Below are 18762 nucleotides of genomic sequence, written 5' to 3' on the forward strand. Positions count from 1 at the left end.
GTGTCCCATCCGACGTCGATGAGCTCCGCGGCCCACGTCTACCGGCGGTTCGTCCCCCAGCCGGTGCGCTCGGCGGCAGCGACCACGCTCCCGGCGGGCGTGCGGCGCAAGGTCAAGGGCGGCCTCGCACGCACCCTGAGCCGCCGCGAGGCCCGACTGCACCGCAAGGCCCTGCGGCGCGTGCGCCGAGCGGGGCTCGGACAGTCCGAACGCCGTACGCAGGCACCCGACGGCAGGGTCGCCCACGTGCACACCGGCCTCACCGTCGACCTCGCCCGCCGGCTCGACCACGACCTGGTCACCCACGCGCTCGACACGGCCGAGGTCCCCTGGTTCGCCGTGCCCGCCCTGGACGACCGCCGGCTCTGCATCGCCGTGGAACAGCGGGACAAGGGCACGGTGCGCCGGGTGCTGCGCGCGCTGCTGGAGGAACACACCGGCTACGTCGTCTCCGTCTCCCCGTCCGCGGGCGACACCCGCGAGATCCCGGGCAGCCACATCAGGGCATGGAAGAACTACGGCAAGGCCAGGGTGATCCGCCTGACCTGGCTGCGCACCGATCCCACGGAACACCTGTGGCTCGGCGAGGACCAGGGCATCGAGATCGAGTTCTGGACCACCAACACCGACCTGCCCCACGAACGGCTCATCGGCCCACGCCCCAACCGGGTCCAGCGCGCGGTACCCGCCGAAGCACCCGGCATCGAGATCGGCCTCGACCGGCTGTCCGGCTACTGCGACATCGACGGTGACCTGGAGCCGACGATCACCCTGGAGAACTTCGACGTCGTACGGCTGGAGGAGATCACCTTCCCCGTGGACGCGGTGCTCCTGTGGCAACACCCCAAGCCATGGGGAGAGGAGCTGCTGCGCGCCGCCCTGCGGTCCCTGCACCAGTACGCGCCGTGGGTCGACGTCGTGCACGTCGTCGCCCAGGCGGAGCCGCCCGCCTGGCTGAAGGCGGACGAACGGCTCAGCGTCGTCCGTGCCCGGCCCGGCGCCGAGTGGCAGCTGGACCAGCTCCCCGACGTGGCCGAACACTTCCTCCTGCTGCGTCCCGGGGCACTGATCGGCCGCCCGGTACGTCCTTTCGACTACTTCACGCCCAGCGGCGGAACCCGTCCGCGGCGCGGTCCGTGGAACGCGGCAGAGTCCTTCGCCGAGTGGGTCCGTGCCGGCTACTCCGCCACGGGCCGCCTCACCGGACACGGCTACGCCCCGGGCCCCCAGCCCTACCGGTCCGACACCCTCACCCGGCTCGCGGAGACGGGGGCGCACCCGCTGCCTGTCGCGGACGACCAGTTGCTGCCCGCCGTCCCGGGGACCCACCCGATGGACGGCATGGTCCACCACTTCGGGTACGTCGCCGGCCTCGCCGACCCGTCGGGGGAGGCATCGGTGGCGCTGCACGCGGCGCTGCCCGGCATCGGCACCCGCCTGGAGCGGCTGCTCGTCCGCCGGGACCTGCAACAGCTGCAGTTCTTCGGACTGGGCACCGAGGAAGCGCGAACCGGCGGTGGAACCAAGGCCGTCGTGCGCTTTCTGCACCAGTACTTCCCCGTTCCCAGCGTCTTCGAGCACGACCGCCCGGGGACCTCCACAGATCCGGACAACCACTCGTGAGTACAGGCAACCCCGAGGCGTCCGCCGCGGTCGGGGCTTACCGCAGCCTGGTCCCGGCCGGCCTCAGACGCCGTATCGCACGCCGTGTCCCCCTGCGGCTGCGCATGGTGCTCAAGCACGTGCTCCGCCGACTGCACGTGCTTTCCCTGGTACCCCGGCTGTTCCGCGGCATCCGGGCCCGCCGCCGCTGGCCACATCTCTTCGGTGAGGGCGAGCGGCTTGCCGCACTGGCCGGACACGGAGACCGGATCGCCCTCGTCCGGCCCACCGTCTCACCGCTGGGTCTGCGGGAGGCCAACCTCGAACTGGTCGTGACCGCCCTGGAGGAGGCGGGCATCGACTACTTCGCGATCCGCGGAGCCTCCGACTTCCGTTCCTGCCTCGCCGTGTCCGAGGCCGATCGCGACCGGGTCGGCAGGGCGCTGGAACGCTGTGCCGGGCACAGCCCCGTGTATCTGCGGGCCTGCCGTGGGGAGACGCCACAGGGCAGGGCGGTGCTGGCGGGCTCGCGCCCCGGTCGGCAACTGGCCCGGCACGCGGCCGTACTGCAGATCGGCATGGTGTGGAGCGATCCCACCGGCACGCTCGTACTCGGCCTGGAACACAGCTGCGACATCGAGTTCTGGCGACCGGAGGACGGACGCCTCGTGGCGCCGCGCCCCAACCGTGTCACGGAGGACGTGTCACCGTACGAGGCCCGCGTCACCGTGCCGGTCAGCCGGCTGACCGGCTTCGCCGCCCTGCACACTCGCCGCACCCGCTCGGTGCGCACCCTCCAGGCGTGCGCCGACCCCCTGCCCGAGGACGTCCGCTTCCCCGTCGATGTCGTCTACACCTGGGTCGACGGCAACGACCCCGCCTGGCAGCAGCGACGCGGCGTCTACGGAGGCGGCTACCACACCGAGTCGGCGAACGCGGCCCGGTACATCAGCCGCGACGAACTGCGCTACTCCCTGCGGGCCCTGGAACAGAACGCCCCCTGGGTGCGCCATGTCTACCTGGTGACGGACCGGCAGCGTCCGGCCTGGCTCAACGACAGCCATCCGCGCCTGACCGTCGTCGACCACTCCGAGATCTTCGCCGACCCGGCCGCGCTGCCCACCTTCAACTCGCACGCCATCGAGAGCCGCCTGCACCACATCAAGGGCCTGGCGGAGCACTTCCTCTACCTCAACGACGACATGTTCCTCGGCCGCCCCGTCACACCCCAGGACTTTTTCCTGTCCAACGGCATGACCCGGACCTTCTTCTCGCCGTCCCAGGTGCCCCGCTGGGACTCCAGCCCCGTGGACCGGCCGGTCGACGCCGCCGGGAAGAACAACCGGCGGCTGCTCCTGGAGAACTTCGGCACGGTCATCGTCCAGAAGCTCCGGCACGCGCCCTACGCCCTGCGCCGCAGTGTGCTGCAGGAGATCGAGCACGAGTACCGGGAAGCGCACTGGCAGACCTCGCACAGCCGCTTCCGCAGCCCCACCGACATCTCCATCCCCTCCTCGCTGTACCACTACTACGCCTACTTCACCGGCCGGGCCGTGCCGGCCGACATCAAGTTCGCCTACCTCGACCTCGCCAAGCCCGAGATCCAGCGCCGGCTGGGCATCCTGCTGGCCCGTCGCGACCGGCAGGCGTTCTGTATCAACGACACCCTCTCCGACGGCAACGACACCGACCGTCAGACGGCGATGCTCGGCGCGTTCCTCGAGTCCTACTACCCGGTGCCCAGTCCCTTCGAGCGGAAGGAGCGCGAGGTCCGGTGAAGATCTCCTTCCTCATCAACAACATCTACGGCATCGGCGGTACCAACAGAACCGTCATCAACCTCGCCGAGGCCCTCTCCGTCCACCACGACGTGGAGATCGTCTCCGTCTTCCGGCGTGCGAACACCACCAAGTTCGAGATATCCCCGCGCATCACGGTCCGGGCCCTCGTCGACCTGCGTCCCGGGTCGTCCGACCGCGGCGCCGCGGGCAGCAAGGAACCGAGCGAGGTGGTTCCCCGCCAGGAGGAGTTCTACGCCCAGTACAGCCGGTTCACCGACGAGCGCATCATCCGGGAGCTGAAGAAGACCGACGCCGACGTGGTCGTCGGCACCCGGCCCAGCCTCAACCTCTTCGTCGCCGCCCACACCAGGGACGGCGCCCTGCGCGTCGCACAGGAGCACATGACCCACCTGGCCATCCCGCCGGCCGTGCGCGCCGAGATGGCCAGGGTCTACCCGCGGCTGGACGCGATCACGACGGTCACCGAGGCCGACGCACGCTCCTTCATGGAGAACACCCCGATCCCCGGCATCTCCGTGGTCGGCATCCCGAACAGCGTGCCGCAGCCGACCGTGGAACCCTCCGACTGTACCCGCAAGATCGTGGTCAGCGCCGGCCGCATGCACCGCATCAAGCGGTACGACCTGCTGATCCGCGCCTTCGCCGGCCTGGCCGAGGAGTTCCCCGACTGGCAGTTGCGCATCTACGGTGACGGCGGCGAGGCCGGCAAGCTGCGGGCGCTGGTCACCGAACTCGGGCTGAACGGCCGCGCGCTGCTCATGGGCGGTTTCTCGCCGATCGAGTCCGAGTGGGCCAAGGGATCCATCGCGGCCGTCACCTCCAGCGCCGAGTCCTTCGGCATGACCCTGGTCGAGGCGATGCGCTGCGGACTGCCCGTGGTCTCCACCGACTGCCCCGTGGGCCCCCGGGAAATCCTCCGCGACGGCGAGGACGGCTTCCTGGTGCCCAACGGCGAGGTCGAGGGGATCACCTGGGGGCTGCGCCGCCTCATGGCCGACGAGCCGCTGCGCCGCGCCATGGGCGAGGCCGCGCTGCGCAACGCGGCCCGCTACGACCCGGCCGCCGTGGCGGACCGCTACGTGAAGCTGTTCGAGGACGCAGCCCGCCGCCGGGCCGCCGCCGTCCGCGGTTACCGCGCACCGGCCGGTCCGCGCAAGACCGCGGCCGTCCAGACCACCGTGCCGCCGACCGTCCTCGGCGCGGCGACGGTGAACGTCACCGCCGACGGCGCGGGCTGGCTGCACTTCAGCACCGACGGCCCGGGGGAGGGCCGCCACCGCTGGCAGTACGTGCTGCGCCACAAGTCCTCGGACGGCAACCGGAGGCCCGACCTTCCGTTGCGCACCTCCCGCGCGCACCTGGACAACGGAGGTACCCGCTACACCGCCGCGCTCAGCCCCGCGTCACTGGACGAACTCGGCGACGGACGCTGGCAGGTGACGATGCGCTCACCCAAGTCGGCGCACGTCCATATGAAGGCCGGTCTCCGCGACACACGGGCGCTCATCGACGCGCGCGGACGCCTCGTCGGCCGCCCGCCGGCCGGGCCGATCACCTGGAACCTGCCCTACGCCCAGCCCAACGGCCGGCTGATGCTGCGCACGGTGCTGCGAGAGGAGCACGCCGAGTGCACTGGAGTGGAGATCGGCGACGGGGCCATCACCCTGCGGGGCGTGCTGTGCGGGGGCCGGCGGATCGAGCCGGGAGCGCTGTTCGTCGTCAGCCGCCGCGGCCGGTACGGCAAGAACTTCACGGTGCCCGTGCAGGTGCTCGGCCGGCAGGCGTTCCGTGCCGAGGTGCCGGTGCGCCGGGTCGTCGACCACCGGCTGGAGCGCTGGGAGGACTGGGACTGGTGGCTGCAGCCGGACCCGCTGGACCGGCACAAGGTGCGCGTGTGCCACCTGCTGGAGGACTTCCCCGACGTCAAGGGCGCCTACGCCTACCCGTCCCTGCCGCTCGTCGGGGACGAGACGTCGGAGTACGCCGTCGTCCACCCGGTCCGTCCGGTGTGGGTGCGGCCCTACTGCTCGGCTTCGGGAGCCATGGCCATGAACGTGGTCGACCGCTAGGAATGGGAAATCAGTGAACCGAACCATCTTCGTCCTCGGGGACTCCGTACCCGCTCCGCGGACGGACGAAGAAGCCCCGATGGCGGGCTGGGGACAGAAGATCGAGGACCTTCTGGTGGGGCCGGTCGCCGTGGCCAACTACGCCCGAAGCGCCATGACCACACGGAAGTACTTCACCGAACGCTTCCCGGCGATGCTCAACCGGATGAAGCGCGGCGACATCGTGCTCATCGGCTTCGGCGGTGTCGACCACATGATCCACAACGGTATGCGCTACGTGCCCGTGCCCGAGTACCAGGAGCTGCTCCGGCTCTTCGTGCAGTACATCCACGCGGAGGGAGGCGTGCCGGTCCTGGTGACCCCCTGCGCGCGCTACGCCTTCTCGGCCACCGGCGAGGTGCTGAACACGCGGGGGGAGTACCCGCGGGCCATGCTGGAGGTCGCCGCCGAACTGGGCGCCCCGGTGATCGACCTGACCGGCCGCACCATGGAACTGTGGGCCCAGATCGGCCCGACCCGCCTGCGTCAGTATTTCTCCTGGGTCGATGCGGGGGAGCACCCCCTCCACCCGGACGGGCAGATCGACTCCTCCCACTTGAACCACGCCGGCGCCTCCCAGGTGGCCCGCGTCGTCGTGTCCGAACTGTGCAACCTCGGCGTCCTAGACAAGGCGGACGTGGACGTCACCACGCTCATGACGCCACCGACCCTGCCGCCCGTCTCCACCGAGTTCACCATCCAGTCACCCGAGTCGGCGCTGCACTACGCGCAGCCGGTCGGCGAGCCTCCCGCCGTGTCCAAGCCGGCGGCGGGCGCGCTGGCCGGTCCCATGGTGAAGTTCTCCGGAACCGCGGCGCCCGGCACCGACTACATCCTGTTCTTCGAACAGGGCCAGTACATCGGCGGCACCCAGGTCGGCGGCGCCGGCCAGTGGATCTGGCGCCGTTCCGTCAACTGGACGGCGGGGGAGCACGTCGTCCAGTGCGTCGGACTGCGCGGCGACGGCTGCTCACCGGTACTGGAGCGCCGGTTCACCGTGCGGACGGAGGTGCTGCCGCCTGTGATCTCGGTGCCCTCGGAAGGAGCGTTCTGCGGACCCCGGCCCCGTTTCTCCGGAAAGGTCCAGCCCGGCGCCACGAAGGTCGTACTGATGGAACACGGTCTGCTCATCGGGGCGACCGGTGTCGACGAGAAGGGCGAATGGGGGTTCCGGCACGGTCATCCCTGGCGTCCCGGCACCCACACCGTGCAGGCGATCGCCCTCTTCGGGGCGACGGAGTCGGCGCCGGCCAGCACGACGTTCAAGGTCGTCGGTGTTCCGGAGAACAGCCCCATCCGCTCCTTCGGCGCCTCGCGCCACGCGTGCGGTGATGTGTGTGAGCACCGTCCCTTCACCGGCGACTGGTAGGCGCCGGGTACCGCGCCGAACGCCCGATGGGCCGTACCGGAGGAGTCCGGTACGGCCCATCGGCGCGTGGTGCGGTCGGCGCTACGCCGGAACCGAAGCCACCCCCGCCTCCAGGAACCGCTTCCCGTTCACCCGCTCGGAGACGCCCTCGCGGTCCAGGTACGGCGTGATGCCGCCCAGGTGGAAGGGCCAGCCGGCGCCGGTGATCAGGCAGAGGTCGATGTCCTGGGCCTCGGCGACGACGCCCTCGTCGAGCATCAGGCCGATCTCCTGGGCCACCGCGTCCAGGACGCGGGCGCGGACCTGCTCCTCGGTGAGGACGGTGTCGCCCTGCTTCAGCAGCGCGGCGACCTCCGGGTCCAGCTCGGGCTTGCCGCTGTCGTAGACGTAGAAGCCGCGCTTACCGGCCTTGACGACGGCCGCGAGGTTCGGGGAGACCGTGAAGCGGTCCGGGAAGGCCCGGTTGAGGGTCTCCGAGACGTGCAGGCCGATCGCCGGGCCGACCAGTTCGAGGAGGACCAGCGGGGACATCGGCAGGCCGAGCGGCTCCACCGCCTTCTCCGCGACCTCGACCGGTGTGCCCTCGTCGATGACGTTCTGGATCTCGCCCATGAAGCGGGTCAGGATGCGGTTGACCACGAACGCCGGGGCGTCCTTGACCAGCACCGCGGTCTTCTTCAGCTTCTTGGCGACGCCGAACGCCGTGGCCAGCGAGGCCTCGTCGGTCTTCTCGCCGCGGACGATCTCCAGCAGCGGCAGGACCGCAACCGGGTTGAAGAAGTGGAAGCCGACGACCCGCTCGGGGTGCTTCAGCTTCGACGCCATCTCCGTCACGGAGAGGGAGGAGGTGTTGGTGGCGAGGATCGCGTGCGCCGGGGCGACCGCCTCGACCTCGGCGAACACCTTCTGCTTGACGCCCATCTCCTCGAACACGGCCTCGATGACGAAGTCCGCGTCCGCGAAGCCCTCGGCCTTGTCCAGGACGCCGGAGACCAGCGCCTTGAGGCGGTTGGCCTTGTCCTGGTTGATCCGGCCCTTGCCGAGCAGCTTGTCGATCTCGGCGTGGACGTAGCCCACACCCTTGTCGACGCGCTCCTGGTCGATGTCGGTCAGGACGACCGGCACCTCCAGGCGGCGCAGGAAGAGCAGCGCGAGCTGGGAGGCCATCAGGCCGGCGCCGACCACGCCCACCTTGGTGACCGGGCGGGCCAGCGACTTGTCCGGGGCGCCGGCCGGGCGCTTGCCGCGCTTCTGCACCAGGTTGAAGGCGTAGATGCCGGAGCGCAGTTCGCCGCCCATGATGAGGTCGGCGAGCGCCTGGTCCTCGGCGTCGTAGCCCTTCTGGAGGTCGCCGTCCTTGGCGGCGGCGATGATGTCCAGGGCACGGTAGGCGGCCGGGGCGGCGCCGTGCACCTTGGAGTCGGCGATGAACCGGCCGCGCGCGACGGCCTGGTCCCAGGCCTCACCGCGGTCGATCACCGGACGCTCGACGACGATCTCGCCCTTGAGGACGGCCGCCGTCCAGATCAGCGACTGCTCCAGGAAGTCCGCGCCCTCGAAGATCGCGTCCGCGATGCCGAGTTCGTGGACCTGAGCGCCCTTGAGCTGCTTGTTCTGGTTGAGGCTGTTCTCGATGATGACCGAGACGGCCTTCTCGGCGCCGATCAGGTTCGGCAGCAGCGTGCAGCCGCCCCAGCCGGGCACCAGGCCGAGGAAGACCTCGGGGAGCGAGAAGGCGGGCAGGGCCGCCGACACCGTCCGGTACGAGCAGTGCAGGCCGATCTCGACGCCGCCGCCCATCGCCGCGCCGTTGTAGTACGCGAACGTCGGCACGGCCAGCTTCGACAGCCGCTTGAAGACGTCGTGGCCGCCCTTGCCGATGGCCAGCGCGTCCTCGTGACGCTTCAGCAGTTCGACGCCCTTGAGGTCGGCGCCGACCGCGAAGATGAACGGCTTGCCGGTGACGCCGACGCCGACGATGTCGCCGTCCGCGGCCTCCTTCTCGACCTGGTCGATCGCGGCGTCGATGTTCGCCAGCGACTGCGGGCCGAGGGTGGTCGGCTTGGTGTGGTCGTGACCGTTGTCCAGCGTGATCAGCGCGAAACGGCCCGCGCCCAGAGGCAGGTCGAAGTGGCGTACGTGCGCCTGCGTGACGACCTCGCCGGGGAACAGCTCGGCCGCACCCTTCAGCAGCTCTGCGGTGGTGGTGCTCACTTGTCCCCCTCGAAGTGCGGGTTCTCCCAGATGACCGTCGCGCCCATGCCGAAGCCGACGCACATGGTGGTCAGGCCGTAGCGGACGTGCGGCTGCTCCTCGAACTGGCGGGCCAGCTGCGTCATCAGGCGGACGCCGGAGGAGGCCAGCGGGTGACCGAACGCGATGGCGCCGCCGTACTGGTTGACGCGCTCGTCGTCGTCGGCGATGCCGTAGTGGTCCAGGAAGGCGAGGACCTGGACGGCGAAGGCCTCGTTGATCTCGAACAGGCCGATGTCGGAGATGGACAGGCCGGCCTGGGCCAGCGCCTTCTCCGTGGCCGGGATCGGGCCGTAGCCCATGACCTCGGGCTCCACACCCGCGAAGGAGTAGGAGACCAGGCGCATCTTGACCGGGAGGCCGTTCTCGCGGGCGAAGTCCTCGCTCGCGATGAGGGAGGCGGTGGCGCCGTCGTTCAGACCGGCCGCGTTGCCGGCGGTGACCCGGCCGTGGACGCGGAACGGGGTCTTCAGGCCGGAGAGGTTCTCCAGGGTGGTGCCGGGACGCATCGGCTCGTCGGCGGTGACCAGACCCCAGCCCGTCTCACCGGCCTCTTCGTTGGTGCGGCGTACGGAGACCGGGACCAGGTCGGCCTGGATCTTGCCGTTGGCGTACGCCTTGGCGGCCTTCTCCTGGGAGCGGACCGCGTACTCGTCGGCGCGCAGCTTGGTGATGTGCGGGTAGCGGTCGTGCAGGTTCTCGGCGGTCATGCCCATGAAGAGGGCGGACTCGTCGACCAGCTTCTCGGAGACGAAGCGGGGGTTGGGGTCCACGCCCTCGCCCATCGGGTGGCGGCCCATGTGCTCGACGCCGCCCGCGATGGCGACGTCGTACGCGCCGAAGGCGACGGAGCCGGCCACCGTGGTGACGGCGGTCAGGGCGCCGGCGCACATGCGGTCGATGGAGTAGCCCGGGACCGAGGTGGGCAGGCCCGCGAGGATGCCGGCCGTGCGGCCGATGGTCAGGCCCTGGTCGCCGATCTGCGTGGTCGCGGCGATGGCGACCTCGTCGATCTTCTTCGGGTCGAGACCGGGGTTGCGGCGCAGCAGCTCCCGGATCGCCTTCACCACGAGGTCGTCGGCCCGGGTCTCGTGGTAGATGCCCTTCGGGCCCGCCTTGCCGAACGGGGTACGGACGCCGTCGACGAAGACGACGTCCCTGACGGTACGAGGCACGATGGCTCTCCTCCAGGTGCGGGACGCTGAGCGCTTGCTTACGGGACATGCTACTTGTGGGTAACGTGACTGCACAGTCCCGTCGGCCGGAGCGGCGAACATCACACGTTTGCCTCGCCCCCGCCGCCCCTTCCCGTCCCGAACCTGGGGCTCCGCCCCAGACCCCGCTCCTCGAACGCCGGAGGGGCTGACTTCCAGCCCCTCCGGCGTTCGAGGAGCGAGGGTCCGGGGGCAGCGCCCCCGGGAGGGGACGGGTAAGGGCGGCGGGGGCGAGAACCCCTCACGGCGGTGCCGTGGACCCCCGAGGTGTCAGGACCGGGGTCGGTACCGGGTGGGAGCCCGGCCCCTCGCCGGTGATGACGCCGAACAGCGTGCGCGCCACCTCCGCCCCGAACCCGTGCACATCATGGCTCATCGCCGACAGCGTCGGATGCGTCAGCCGGCACAGCTGCGAGTCGTCCCACGCCAGCAGCGACACGTCGTCCGGCACCCGCAGCCCCATCTCCGCCGCCACCGACAGCCCCGCCACCGCCATGATGTCGTTGTCGTACACGATCGCCGTCGGCCGGTCGCCCGGCGCGGCGGCCAGCAGCGAGCGGGTCGCCCGCGCGCCCGCGTCCCCGGAGAAGTCCGTCGCCACCTGCCACGCCCGCGCGGGCGGCTCCAGCGCCCCGACCGCCTCGTCGAACGCGGTCGTACGGATCGCGGTGTGCCCGAGCGCCGCCGCGCCGCCCACCCGGGCGATCCGCCGGTGCCCGAGCGCCGCCAGATACCGCACCGCCTCGGTCACGGCCGTGGCGTCGTCCGTCCATACGGAGGTCAGCCCGCCGGTCAGCGACGGGTGCCCGACGGCCACCGTCGGCAGCCCGAGCCGCCCGGCCACCGCCGGGCGGGGGTCGTCGGCCCGGAAGTCCACCAGGATCGATCCGCCGATCTGCCGGCCCCTCCACCACGACTCCATCAGCCCGACCTCCTCGTCCGGGCTGCGCACCAGCCGCAGCAGCAGCGAGCAGGACCGTTCGACCAGGACGCTCTCCACCCCCGAGATGAACTCCATGTAGAACGGCTCCAGGCCGAGCAGCCGGGCGGGCCGGCACACCGCGAGCCCCACCACGTCCACCCGCGACCCGGCCAGCGTGCGCGCGGTCGGACTCGGCGCCCAGCCCAGTTCCCGCGCCGCCCGGAAGATCCGCTCGCGGGTTGCCTCCGACAGGCCGGGTTTCCGGTTGAAGGCGAGGGACACGGCCCCCTTGGACACACCGGCGCGCGCGGCGACGTCCTTGATGGTGACGCGGGGGGCCGGCGTTGCCGTCATCGAGGGGGCTCCACGCAGTACAGGGCGCGGCGGGCGGTGTCCGGGTCCGGAGTCTTCCAGCCCCGCACCCCGATGGTCACCTCTTCTCCGGGCAGCAGGGTCACCAGCCCCCGGTCGGCCACCGCGTCCGGGTCCAGCCGGTCGGCCTGGAGCAGCAGGTCCCGTACGAGGGTGCGGGCCGTGACCGTGATCCCGCCGGGCGCGAGCGCCACCTCGAACTCGGGCCGCGGGTACGGGATCTCCCGGTCCGGCACCGGGAAGTACGCGGCCCGCAGGCCGTCCGCGTCGGCGACCAGGAACTCCTTCGGGCCGGCCGGGACCAGGCCGGCCGGGACCTCGGTCACCGCCACCGTCCGCCCCCCGGCGGCCAGCGCCGGGCCCGCCTCCCCGAGCACCGTGCCGTCCACGGACATCCGGCGCAGCCACAGCGTGCCGTGCCAGTCCCCGGCGGACTGGTTGACCGCCGCCACCACCAGACCACCGCCGCCCCCGTCCACGTCCGCGCGCACGGTCAGCAGCCGGTCCGCGTACAGCCGCCGCAGCTCGTGGTAGAGCGGCTTCTCCCGCCCGTCCCCGTCGATCGCGGCCCAGGACGTCACCGGCCAGCAGTCGTTGAGCTGCCACACCACCGTGCCCGCGCACACCGGCCAGTGCGAGCGCCAGTGTTCGACCCCGGCGGCGATCGCACGCGCCTGGTTGACCTGCGTCAGATAGTGCCAGCGGTCGAAGTCGCCCTCCGGAACGGCGAAATGGCGGGCCAGCCCGCGCTCCAGCTTGCCGTTGCCGTCGTCCGCCTTCTGGTGGTGCAGCATGCCGGGGGAGTCCGGCGCGAGCTCCTCCCCGGGCAGCGCCCGGCGCAGCGTGGCGTACGCGGGCGGCGCCTGCCAGCCGAACTCGGCCACGAAACGCGGCACATGGAGCCGGTAGTCGGCGTAGTCGGTACGGTTCCACACCTCCCAGGAGTGGTGCGTGCCGTGCGCCGGGTCGTTGGGGTGGTGCCGCCAGGAACCGGACCAGGGGCTGCCCGCCGTGTACGGCCGTGTGGGGTCCAACTCGGCGACGACCCTGGGCAGTACGCCCAGGTAGTACCCCTCGCCCCAGGAGTCCCCGGCCAGCCCCGGCTCCCAGTCCCAGTCCCGGAACCCCCACAGGTTCTCGTTGTTGCCGTTCCACAGCACCAGCGAGGGGTGCGGCATCAGCCGTACGACGTTCTCCCGCGCCTCCGCCTCCACCTCCCCGCGCAGCGGCTGCTCCTCGGGGTAGGCGGCGCACGCGAACGGGAAGTCCTGCCAGACCAGCAGCCCCAGCTCGTCGCAGGCGTCGTAGAAGTCCTCGCTCTCGTAGATCCCGCCGCCCCAGACGCGCACCAGGTCCACGCCCGCGCCGGCCGCCTGTTCCAGCCGCCGCCGGTAGCGCTCACGGGTGATCCGGGACGGGAAGACGTCGTCCGGGATCCAGTTGACGCCCCGCGCGAACAGCCGCTCCCCGTTGACGACCAGGGTGAACCCGGTGCCGTGCTCATCGGCCGAGGTGTCCAGCCCCACCGTCCGGAACCCGATCCGCCGCCGCCACGAGTCCAGCGCTTCCTCACCGTGCAGCAGCGTCAACTCGACGTCGTACAGCGGTTGTTCGCCGTACCCCCGGGGCCACCACAGCCGTACGTCCGGCACCCGCAGCCGTACGGCCCCCCGTGTCCCGTCGAGCTCCGCGCGGGCGCGTACGCCGCCGACGCTCGCCTCCACGGTGAGCGGTGCCCCGCCCCGGGAACGCTCCACGTCGACCGCCAGCTCGACCTGCCCCGTGCCGTCCTCGACGGTCACCAGCGGGCGCACCCGGGCGATCCGCGCCGTCGACCAGTGCTCCAGCCGTACCGGCCGCCAGATCCCGGCCGTCACCAGCGTCGGCCCCCAGTCCCAGCCGAACGAGCAGGCCATCTTGCGCAGGTACTGGTACGGCTCGGCGTACGCTCCCGGCCGCTCGCCCAGCGCGCCGCGCACCGCCTCGGCCTCGGTGTAGGCGGACGCGAACCGCACGGTGAGCCGCCCGCTCAGCCCCGTCACGTCGAAGCGGTACGAGCGGTGCATGTTCCGCGTCCGGCCCAGTGTCCGGCCGTCGAGCAGGACCTCGGCGACGGTGTCGAGACCGTCGAAGACCAGGTCCGTCCGTTCGTGCGCGCCCGCTTCGGCGGTCAGTTCCGTCTCGTACGTCCACTCCCGCCGGCCCACCCACGCCACCTCGGTCTCGCTCCGGCCGAGGAACGGGTCGGGGATCAGCCCGGCCGCCAGCAGATCGGTGTGCACGCACCCCGGCACCGAGGCGGGGAGCGCCTCCCCCGTGCCGTCCGGGTGTCGCAGGGTCCATCCCTCGGTGAGCGGTGTGACCTGACGCATGCACACTCCCTAAACCGGTCCAGCCATGTCCGGGCAACGTTTTGGCATCGTTGGCGTGATAGAGACTTTACCGGTTCAGTGAGGGGCTGTCAGAGTGCCGAACCAGCCAACCCACTCGTGCTCGTCCGCCCCGTGAACGGAGCTGATGCACATGTACCGCCGCACCGCACTTGCCGGATCGATCGCCCTCCTCGCCCTGCTGGCCTCCGCCTGCACGGGCTCGGGGGGCTCCGCCGAGGGCGCGGGCGCCGAGGCGCCCGACGACCCGTCGAAGGCCGAAGGCTCCATCACGGTCCTCACCCACCGGACCGACCTGGTGCAGGACGGGACGATGGAGAAGTACGCGGCCGAGTTCAACAAGACCTACCCCGGGGTGAAGGTCGAGTTCGACGGCCTCACCGACTACGAGGGCGAGGTCAAGATCCGCATGAACACGGAGAACTACGGCGACGTCCTCATGATCCCGGCGGTCATCGAGAAGAAGGACTACCCGAAGTTCTTCGCCTCCCTCGGCACCCGGGCCGAACGCGCCGCCACGTACCGCTTCACCGACTACTCCACCGTCGACGGCAAGGTCTACGGCCAGAGCCCGATCGGTGTCGTCCCCGGCTTCGTCTACAACAAGAAGGTGTGGAGCGAGGCCGGCGTCACCGACTGGCCCACCACCCCCGCCGAGTTCCTCGACGACCTGAAGGCGATCAGGTCGAGGACCGACGCGGTGCCGTACTACACCAACTTCAAGGACATGTGGCCGCTGACCCAGTGGACCAACGTCAACGGCTCCGTCGGCTGCGACACGAACGCCACCACGAAACTCGCCGAGGGCGACCCCTGGGCCGAGGGCGCCGACCTGCGCGTGGGCGACACCCTGCTCCACGACATCGTCAGCGGCGGACTCGCGGAGAAGGACCCGACCACCACCAACTGGGAAGGCTCCAAACCCAAGCTGGCCAAGGGGGAGATCGCCACCATGTGGCTCGGCTCCTGGGCCGTCGTCCAGATGCGGGACGCCGCGGAGCAGGCCGGCACCGACCCCGCCGACATCGGCTTCATGCCCTTCCCCGCGCAGAAGGACGGCGCCTTCTGCGCGGTGACCTCCCCGGACTACCAGCAGGCCGTCAACGTCCACTCCGACCACAAGGAAGCCGCCCGCGCCTGGATCGACTGGTTCACCGACGAGTCCGGCTACGCGGCGGCCAACCTCGCCCTGTCCCCGCTGAAGGACGCACCCCTGCCCGACATCCTCAAGCCGTACGAGGAGAAGGGCGTCAAGCTCATCGACCTCGACGACAGCAAGGGCGCCGAGGTGAAGTCCATCGACAACCAGTCCGAGGTCGGCATCTACAAGCCCGACTACCGCCAGGAACTCGTCGACCTCGCCCGCGGCGCCCGCGAGGGCGGCCTCGACGACTTCCTCGGCGACCTCGGCGAACGGTGGGCCGAGGCGCGGAACTCCCTGGGGTCCTGATGACGGACACCACCCGCAAGGCGGCGTGGCCGGCAGTCCCGGCCACGCCCGCCGGACCGAAGCGGGCCGCGCCCGCCCCGCGCCGCACCCGGCTGACCCGCCGCCTCACCCCGTGGCTCTTCCTGCTCGCCCCGCTGGCCCTGCTGCTGACCTTCACCTACGCGCCGATCGCCAACATGCTCGCGTACAGCTTCACCGACTGGGACGGCGTCAGCCCGGAGCTGAACTGGACCGGCACCGGGAACTACACCGAACTCCTCACCCGCTCCGAGCTGTTCGAGGTCTTCTTCGTCAGCGGCTACTACCTCGCCGCCTCCGTGGTGCAGATCGTCCTCGCCCTCTACTTCGCCACGGTCCTCAGCTTCGACGTCCGCTTCCGGAACTTCTTCAAGGGCGTGCTGTTCTTCCCGTACCTGATCAACGGGGTGGCGATCGGCTTCGTCTTCCTCTACTTCTTCCAGGACGGCGGCACCCTCGACTCCGTACTGAGCCTGCTCGGCGTCGGGACCGACCACGCCTGGCTGGGCACGCCGTTCTCCGCGAACACCTCGCTCGCCGGCGTCTCCGTCTGGCGCCACCTGGGCCTGAACTTCGTCCTCTTCCTCGGCGCCATCCAGTCCATCCCGGGCGAGCTGTACGAGGCGGCCGAGATCGACGGAGCCGGCCGCTGGCACCAGTTCCGGTACATCATCGCGCCCGGCATCAAGCCCGTCCTGAGCCTGAGCGTGATCCTCTCCGTCTCCGGCTCGCTCTCGGTCTTCGAGATCCCGTACATCATGACCGGCGGCGCCACCGGCACCGAGACCTTCGTGATCCAGACCGTGAAGCTGGCCTTCCAGTTCAACAAGACGGGCCTCGCCTCGGCCGCCGCCGTCGTCCTGCTGCTGATCGTCCTGGCGGTCACCTGGGTGCAGCGGCGCGTCGTCCCCGACGAGAAGGTGGACCTCGTATGACCCGCCGCACCGTGGCCCGCGCCCTCGTGTACCTGTCGCTGGTCCTCGCCACGCTCGTCGTGCTGCTGCCGCTCACCGTGGTCTTCCTGACCTCGCTGAAGTCGTCCGGGGAGATGGCGGACGGCAGCGGGGCGCTCGCCCTGCCCGACGACCCGCTGAACCTCGACAACTACGTGACCGCGTTCCGGGACGGGCAGATGCTGTCCGCGTTCGGCAACACGGCGGTCATCCTCGTCGTCGCCGTCGGCGGCACCATCCTCATCGGCTCGATGACCGCGTACGCGATCGACCGCTTCCACTTCCGCTTCAGGAAATCGGTCGTCGCCCTGTTCCTGCTCGCCGCGCTGGTCCCCGGGGTGACCACCCAGGTGGCGACCTTCCAGATCGTGGACAGCTTCGGCATGTTCGACAGCCTGTGGGCGCCGATCGCGCTCTACATGGGCACGGACATCGTGTCGATCTACATCTTCCTGCAGTTCATCCGCTCCATTCCGATCTCCCTGGACGAGGCGGCCCGGCTGGACGGCGCGGGCGCCTTCACGGTCTACCGCAAGGTGATCCTCCCGCTGCTCAAACCGGCCATCGCGACGGTGGTGATCGTGAAGGGGATCAACGTCTACAACGACTTCTACATCCCCTTCCTCTACATGCCCTCCGAGGATCTTGGCGTGATCTCGACGTCCCTGTTCCGCTTCAAGGGCCCCTTCGGCGCGCACTGGGAGACCATCTCGGCGGGCGCGGTCCTGGTCATCCTCCCCACCCTGCTGGTCTTCCTCTTCCTCCAGCGCTTCATCTACAACGGGTTCATGAGGGGGGCGACGAAGTAAGCCTCAGGGGCGCGACCAGCCGCGTACGGCCCGCGCCCGCCGTACGACGAAACCCGCCGTACGGCGACGGGGCACCCGCCGTACGGCGCCTAGGCACCCGCCGAGGCCAGCGCGGCGACCAGCACCGGCGTGACCTGCTCGACCTGCCACGCACGCGCCCCGTGTCCCGTCAGTGCCGAGGCGACCGTCTCGGCACTGACGGCCTTCGGCGGCTCCCAGCAGACCCTGCGCACCGTGTCCGGCGTGATCAGGTTCTCCGGCGGCATGTTCAGCCGCTCGGCCAGCGCGCTGACCCCCGCCCGCGCCGCGGACAGCCGTGCCGCCGCCGCCGGGTCCTTGTCGGCCCACGCGCGCGGCGGCGGGGGGCCGGTCACCGGCTGGCCGGGCTGGGGCAGTTGCGCCTCGCTCAGCGCCTTCGCCCGGTCGACGGCCGCCTGCCACTGCTCGAGCTGGCGCCGTCCCACGCGCTGCCCGAACCCGTTGAGCGCGGCGAGGGCGTGGAGGTTGGCCGGGAGGGCGAGCGCGGCCTCCACGATCGCCGCGTCCGAGAGCACCTTGCCCGGGGAGACGTCCCGGCGCTGCGCGATCCGGTCGCGGGTCTGCCACAGCTCCCGTACGACGGCCATCTGCCGGCGCCGGCGCACCTTGTGCATGCCGGAGGTGCGCCGCCAGGGGTCCTTGCGGGGCTCGGGCGGCGGGGCCGAGGCGATCGCGTCGAACTCCTGCCGGGCCCAGTCCAGCTTGCCCTGCCGGTCCAGCTCCTTCTCCAGCGCGTCGCGCAGGTCGACCAGGAGCTCGACGTCGAGGGCGGCGTAGCGCAGCCAGGGCTCGGGCAGCGGGCGGGTGGACCAGTCGACGGCGGAGTGGCCCTTCTCCAGGACGAAGCCGAGCACGTTCTCGACCATCGCGCCGAGTCCGACGCGGGGGAACCCGGCGAGGCGTCCGGCCAGCTCGGTGTCGAAGAGGCGGGTGGGCACCATGCCTATCTCGCGGAGGCAGGGCAGGTCCTGGGTGGCGGCGTGCAGCACCCATTCGACGCCGGACAGCGCCTCGCCGAGCCCGGACAGGTCGGGGCAGGCGACGGGGTCGATCAGCGCGGTCCCGGCACCCTCGCGGCGCAGCTGGACGAGGTAGGCGCGCTGGCCGTAGCGGTAGCCGGAGGCGCGCTCGGCGTCCACGGCGACGGGGCCGCTGCCCGCGGCGAAGGCGGCGACGGCCTCGGCGAGGGCGGCCTCGTCCGCGATCACGGGCGGAATGCCCTCGCGCGGTTCGAGCAAGGGGATCGGCGCCTCCGTAGCAGAAGATCCGCCGTCGTCCGGAGGGGCGCCTCCGGTGGTGCGCAGTGAACGGTCTGCTGCGGTGTCGTGGGCGTCGGTCACCTGTCAAGGGTATCCGTGCCGGGAAGGCGCCCGTCGACGGTCGTGTTCCGTGACGGGCGCCGGTGGGTCGTATTCCGGTCAGGAGGGTGAGGGATCGGGTGCGTGAGCCCGTGGGCGGGGC

12 protein-coding genes are annotated in these 18762 nt (G+C 71.1%); 7 read left to right on the forward strand and 5 right to left on the reverse strand.

The window, feature by feature from the left end; translation table 11 throughout:
* The 4 genes from IH50_RS0105325 to IH50_RS0105340 are packed head-to-tail and all read left to right on the forward strand — an operon-like array spanning nucleotide 1 to nucleotide 6881.
* Nucleotides 1-1623: a sugar phosphotransferase gene (locus IH50_RS0105325; protein ID WP_030857769.1), complete on the forward strand. Its 1623-nt coding sequence runs from the start codon at nucleotides 1-3 to the stop codon at nucleotides 1621-1623.
* The gene (locus tag IH50_RS0105330) at nucleotides 1620-3380 is read left to right on the forward strand and encodes a stealth family protein (protein ID WP_030857771.1); all 1761 of its coding nucleotides are present in this window, start codon (nucleotides 1620-1622) and stop codon (nucleotides 3378-3380) included. Before IH50_RS0105325 ends, IH50_RS0105330 begins: the two co-directional genes overlap by 4 nt.
* A complete protein-coding gene (locus IH50_RS0105335) occupies nucleotides 3377-5473 on the forward strand; it encodes a glycosyltransferase family 4 protein (RefSeq protein ID WP_030857773.1) in 2097 nt (698 codons plus the stop codon). The genes IH50_RS0105330 and IH50_RS0105335 overlap by 4 nt, the downstream gene beginning before the upstream one ends.
* A 13-nt stretch (nucleotides 5474-5486) precedes the next feature.
* A complete protein-coding gene (locus tag IH50_RS0105340) occupies nucleotides 5487-6881 on the forward strand; it encodes a GDSL-type esterase/lipase family protein (protein WP_030857775.1) in 1395 nt (464 codons plus the stop codon).
* 81 nt (nucleotides 6882-6962) lie between these two features.
* Here the strand turns inward: IH50_RS0105340 and IH50_RS0105345 are convergent, their stop codons facing one another.
* The 4 genes from IH50_RS0105345 to IH50_RS0105360 all read right to left on the reverse strand — a co-directional run bounded on the left by IH50_RS0105345 (nucleotide 6963) and on the right by IH50_RS0105360 (nucleotide 14014).
* Complete coding sequence (locus IH50_RS0105345; RefSeq protein WP_030857777.1) at nucleotides 6963-9095, reverse strand: 3-hydroxyacyl-CoA dehydrogenase NAD-binding domain-containing protein; 2133 nt, start codon at nucleotides 9093-9095, stop codon at nucleotides 6963-6965.
* Nucleotides 9092-10309, reverse strand: coding sequence for a thiolase family protein (locus IH50_RS0105350; protein ID WP_030857782.1), 1218 nt, complete (start codon nucleotides 10307-10309; stop codon nucleotides 9092-9094). The genes IH50_RS0105345 and IH50_RS0105350 overlap by 4 nt, the downstream gene beginning before the upstream one ends.
* 280 nt (nucleotides 10310-10589) lie before the next feature.
* Nucleotides 10590-11624, reverse strand: coding sequence for a LacI family DNA-binding transcriptional regulator (locus tag IH50_RS0105355; RefSeq protein WP_030857791.1), 1035 nt, complete (start codon nucleotides 11622-11624; stop codon nucleotides 10590-10592).
* Complete coding sequence (locus IH50_RS0105360) at nucleotides 11621-14014, reverse strand: glycoside hydrolase family 2 protein (protein ID WP_030857797.1); 2394 nt, start codon at nucleotides 14012-14014, stop codon at nucleotides 11621-11623. Before IH50_RS0105360 ends, IH50_RS0105355 begins: the two co-directional genes overlap by 4 nt.
* A gap of 151 nt (nucleotides 14015-14165) precedes the next feature.
* On the opposite strand from IH50_RS0105360, the gene IH50_RS0105365 reads away from it, so the two are divergent.
* The 3 genes from IH50_RS0105365 to IH50_RS0105375 are packed head-to-tail and all read left to right on the forward strand — an operon-like array spanning nucleotide 14166 to nucleotide 17262.
* Complete coding sequence (locus IH50_RS0105365; protein WP_030857805.1) at nucleotides 14166-15482, forward strand: ABC transporter substrate-binding protein; 1317 nt, start codon at nucleotides 14166-14168, stop codon at nucleotides 15480-15482.
* Nucleotides 15482-16435 (forward strand): carbohydrate ABC transporter permease, encoded by a 954-nt coding sequence (locus tag IH50_RS0105370; protein WP_030857807.1) that lies wholly within the window; start codon nucleotides 15482-15484, stop codon nucleotides 16433-16435. The genes IH50_RS0105365 and IH50_RS0105370 overlap by 1 nt, the downstream gene beginning before the upstream one ends.
* Nucleotides 16432-17262 (forward strand): carbohydrate ABC transporter permease, encoded by an 831-nt coding sequence (locus tag IH50_RS0105375; RefSeq protein ID WP_030857809.1) that lies wholly within the window; start codon nucleotides 16432-16434, stop codon nucleotides 17260-17262. Before IH50_RS0105370 ends, IH50_RS0105375 begins: the two co-directional genes overlap by 4 nt.
* A gap of 89 nt (nucleotides 17263-17351) precedes the next feature.
* Here IH50_RS0105375 and IH50_RS0105380 read toward each other — a convergent pair whose 3' ends face one another.
* Entirely contained in the window at nucleotides 17352-18641 is a 1290-nt protein-coding gene (locus IH50_RS0105380; protein ID WP_030857811.1) for a ribonuclease D, read from the reverse strand.
* Nucleotides 18642-18762: the final 121 nt, after the last annotated feature.

Source organism: Streptomyces sp. NRRL S-37, from assembly GCF_000721605.1.
Classification (GTDB): domain Bacteria; phylum Actinomycetota; class Actinomycetes; order Streptomycetales; family Streptomycetaceae; genus Streptomyces.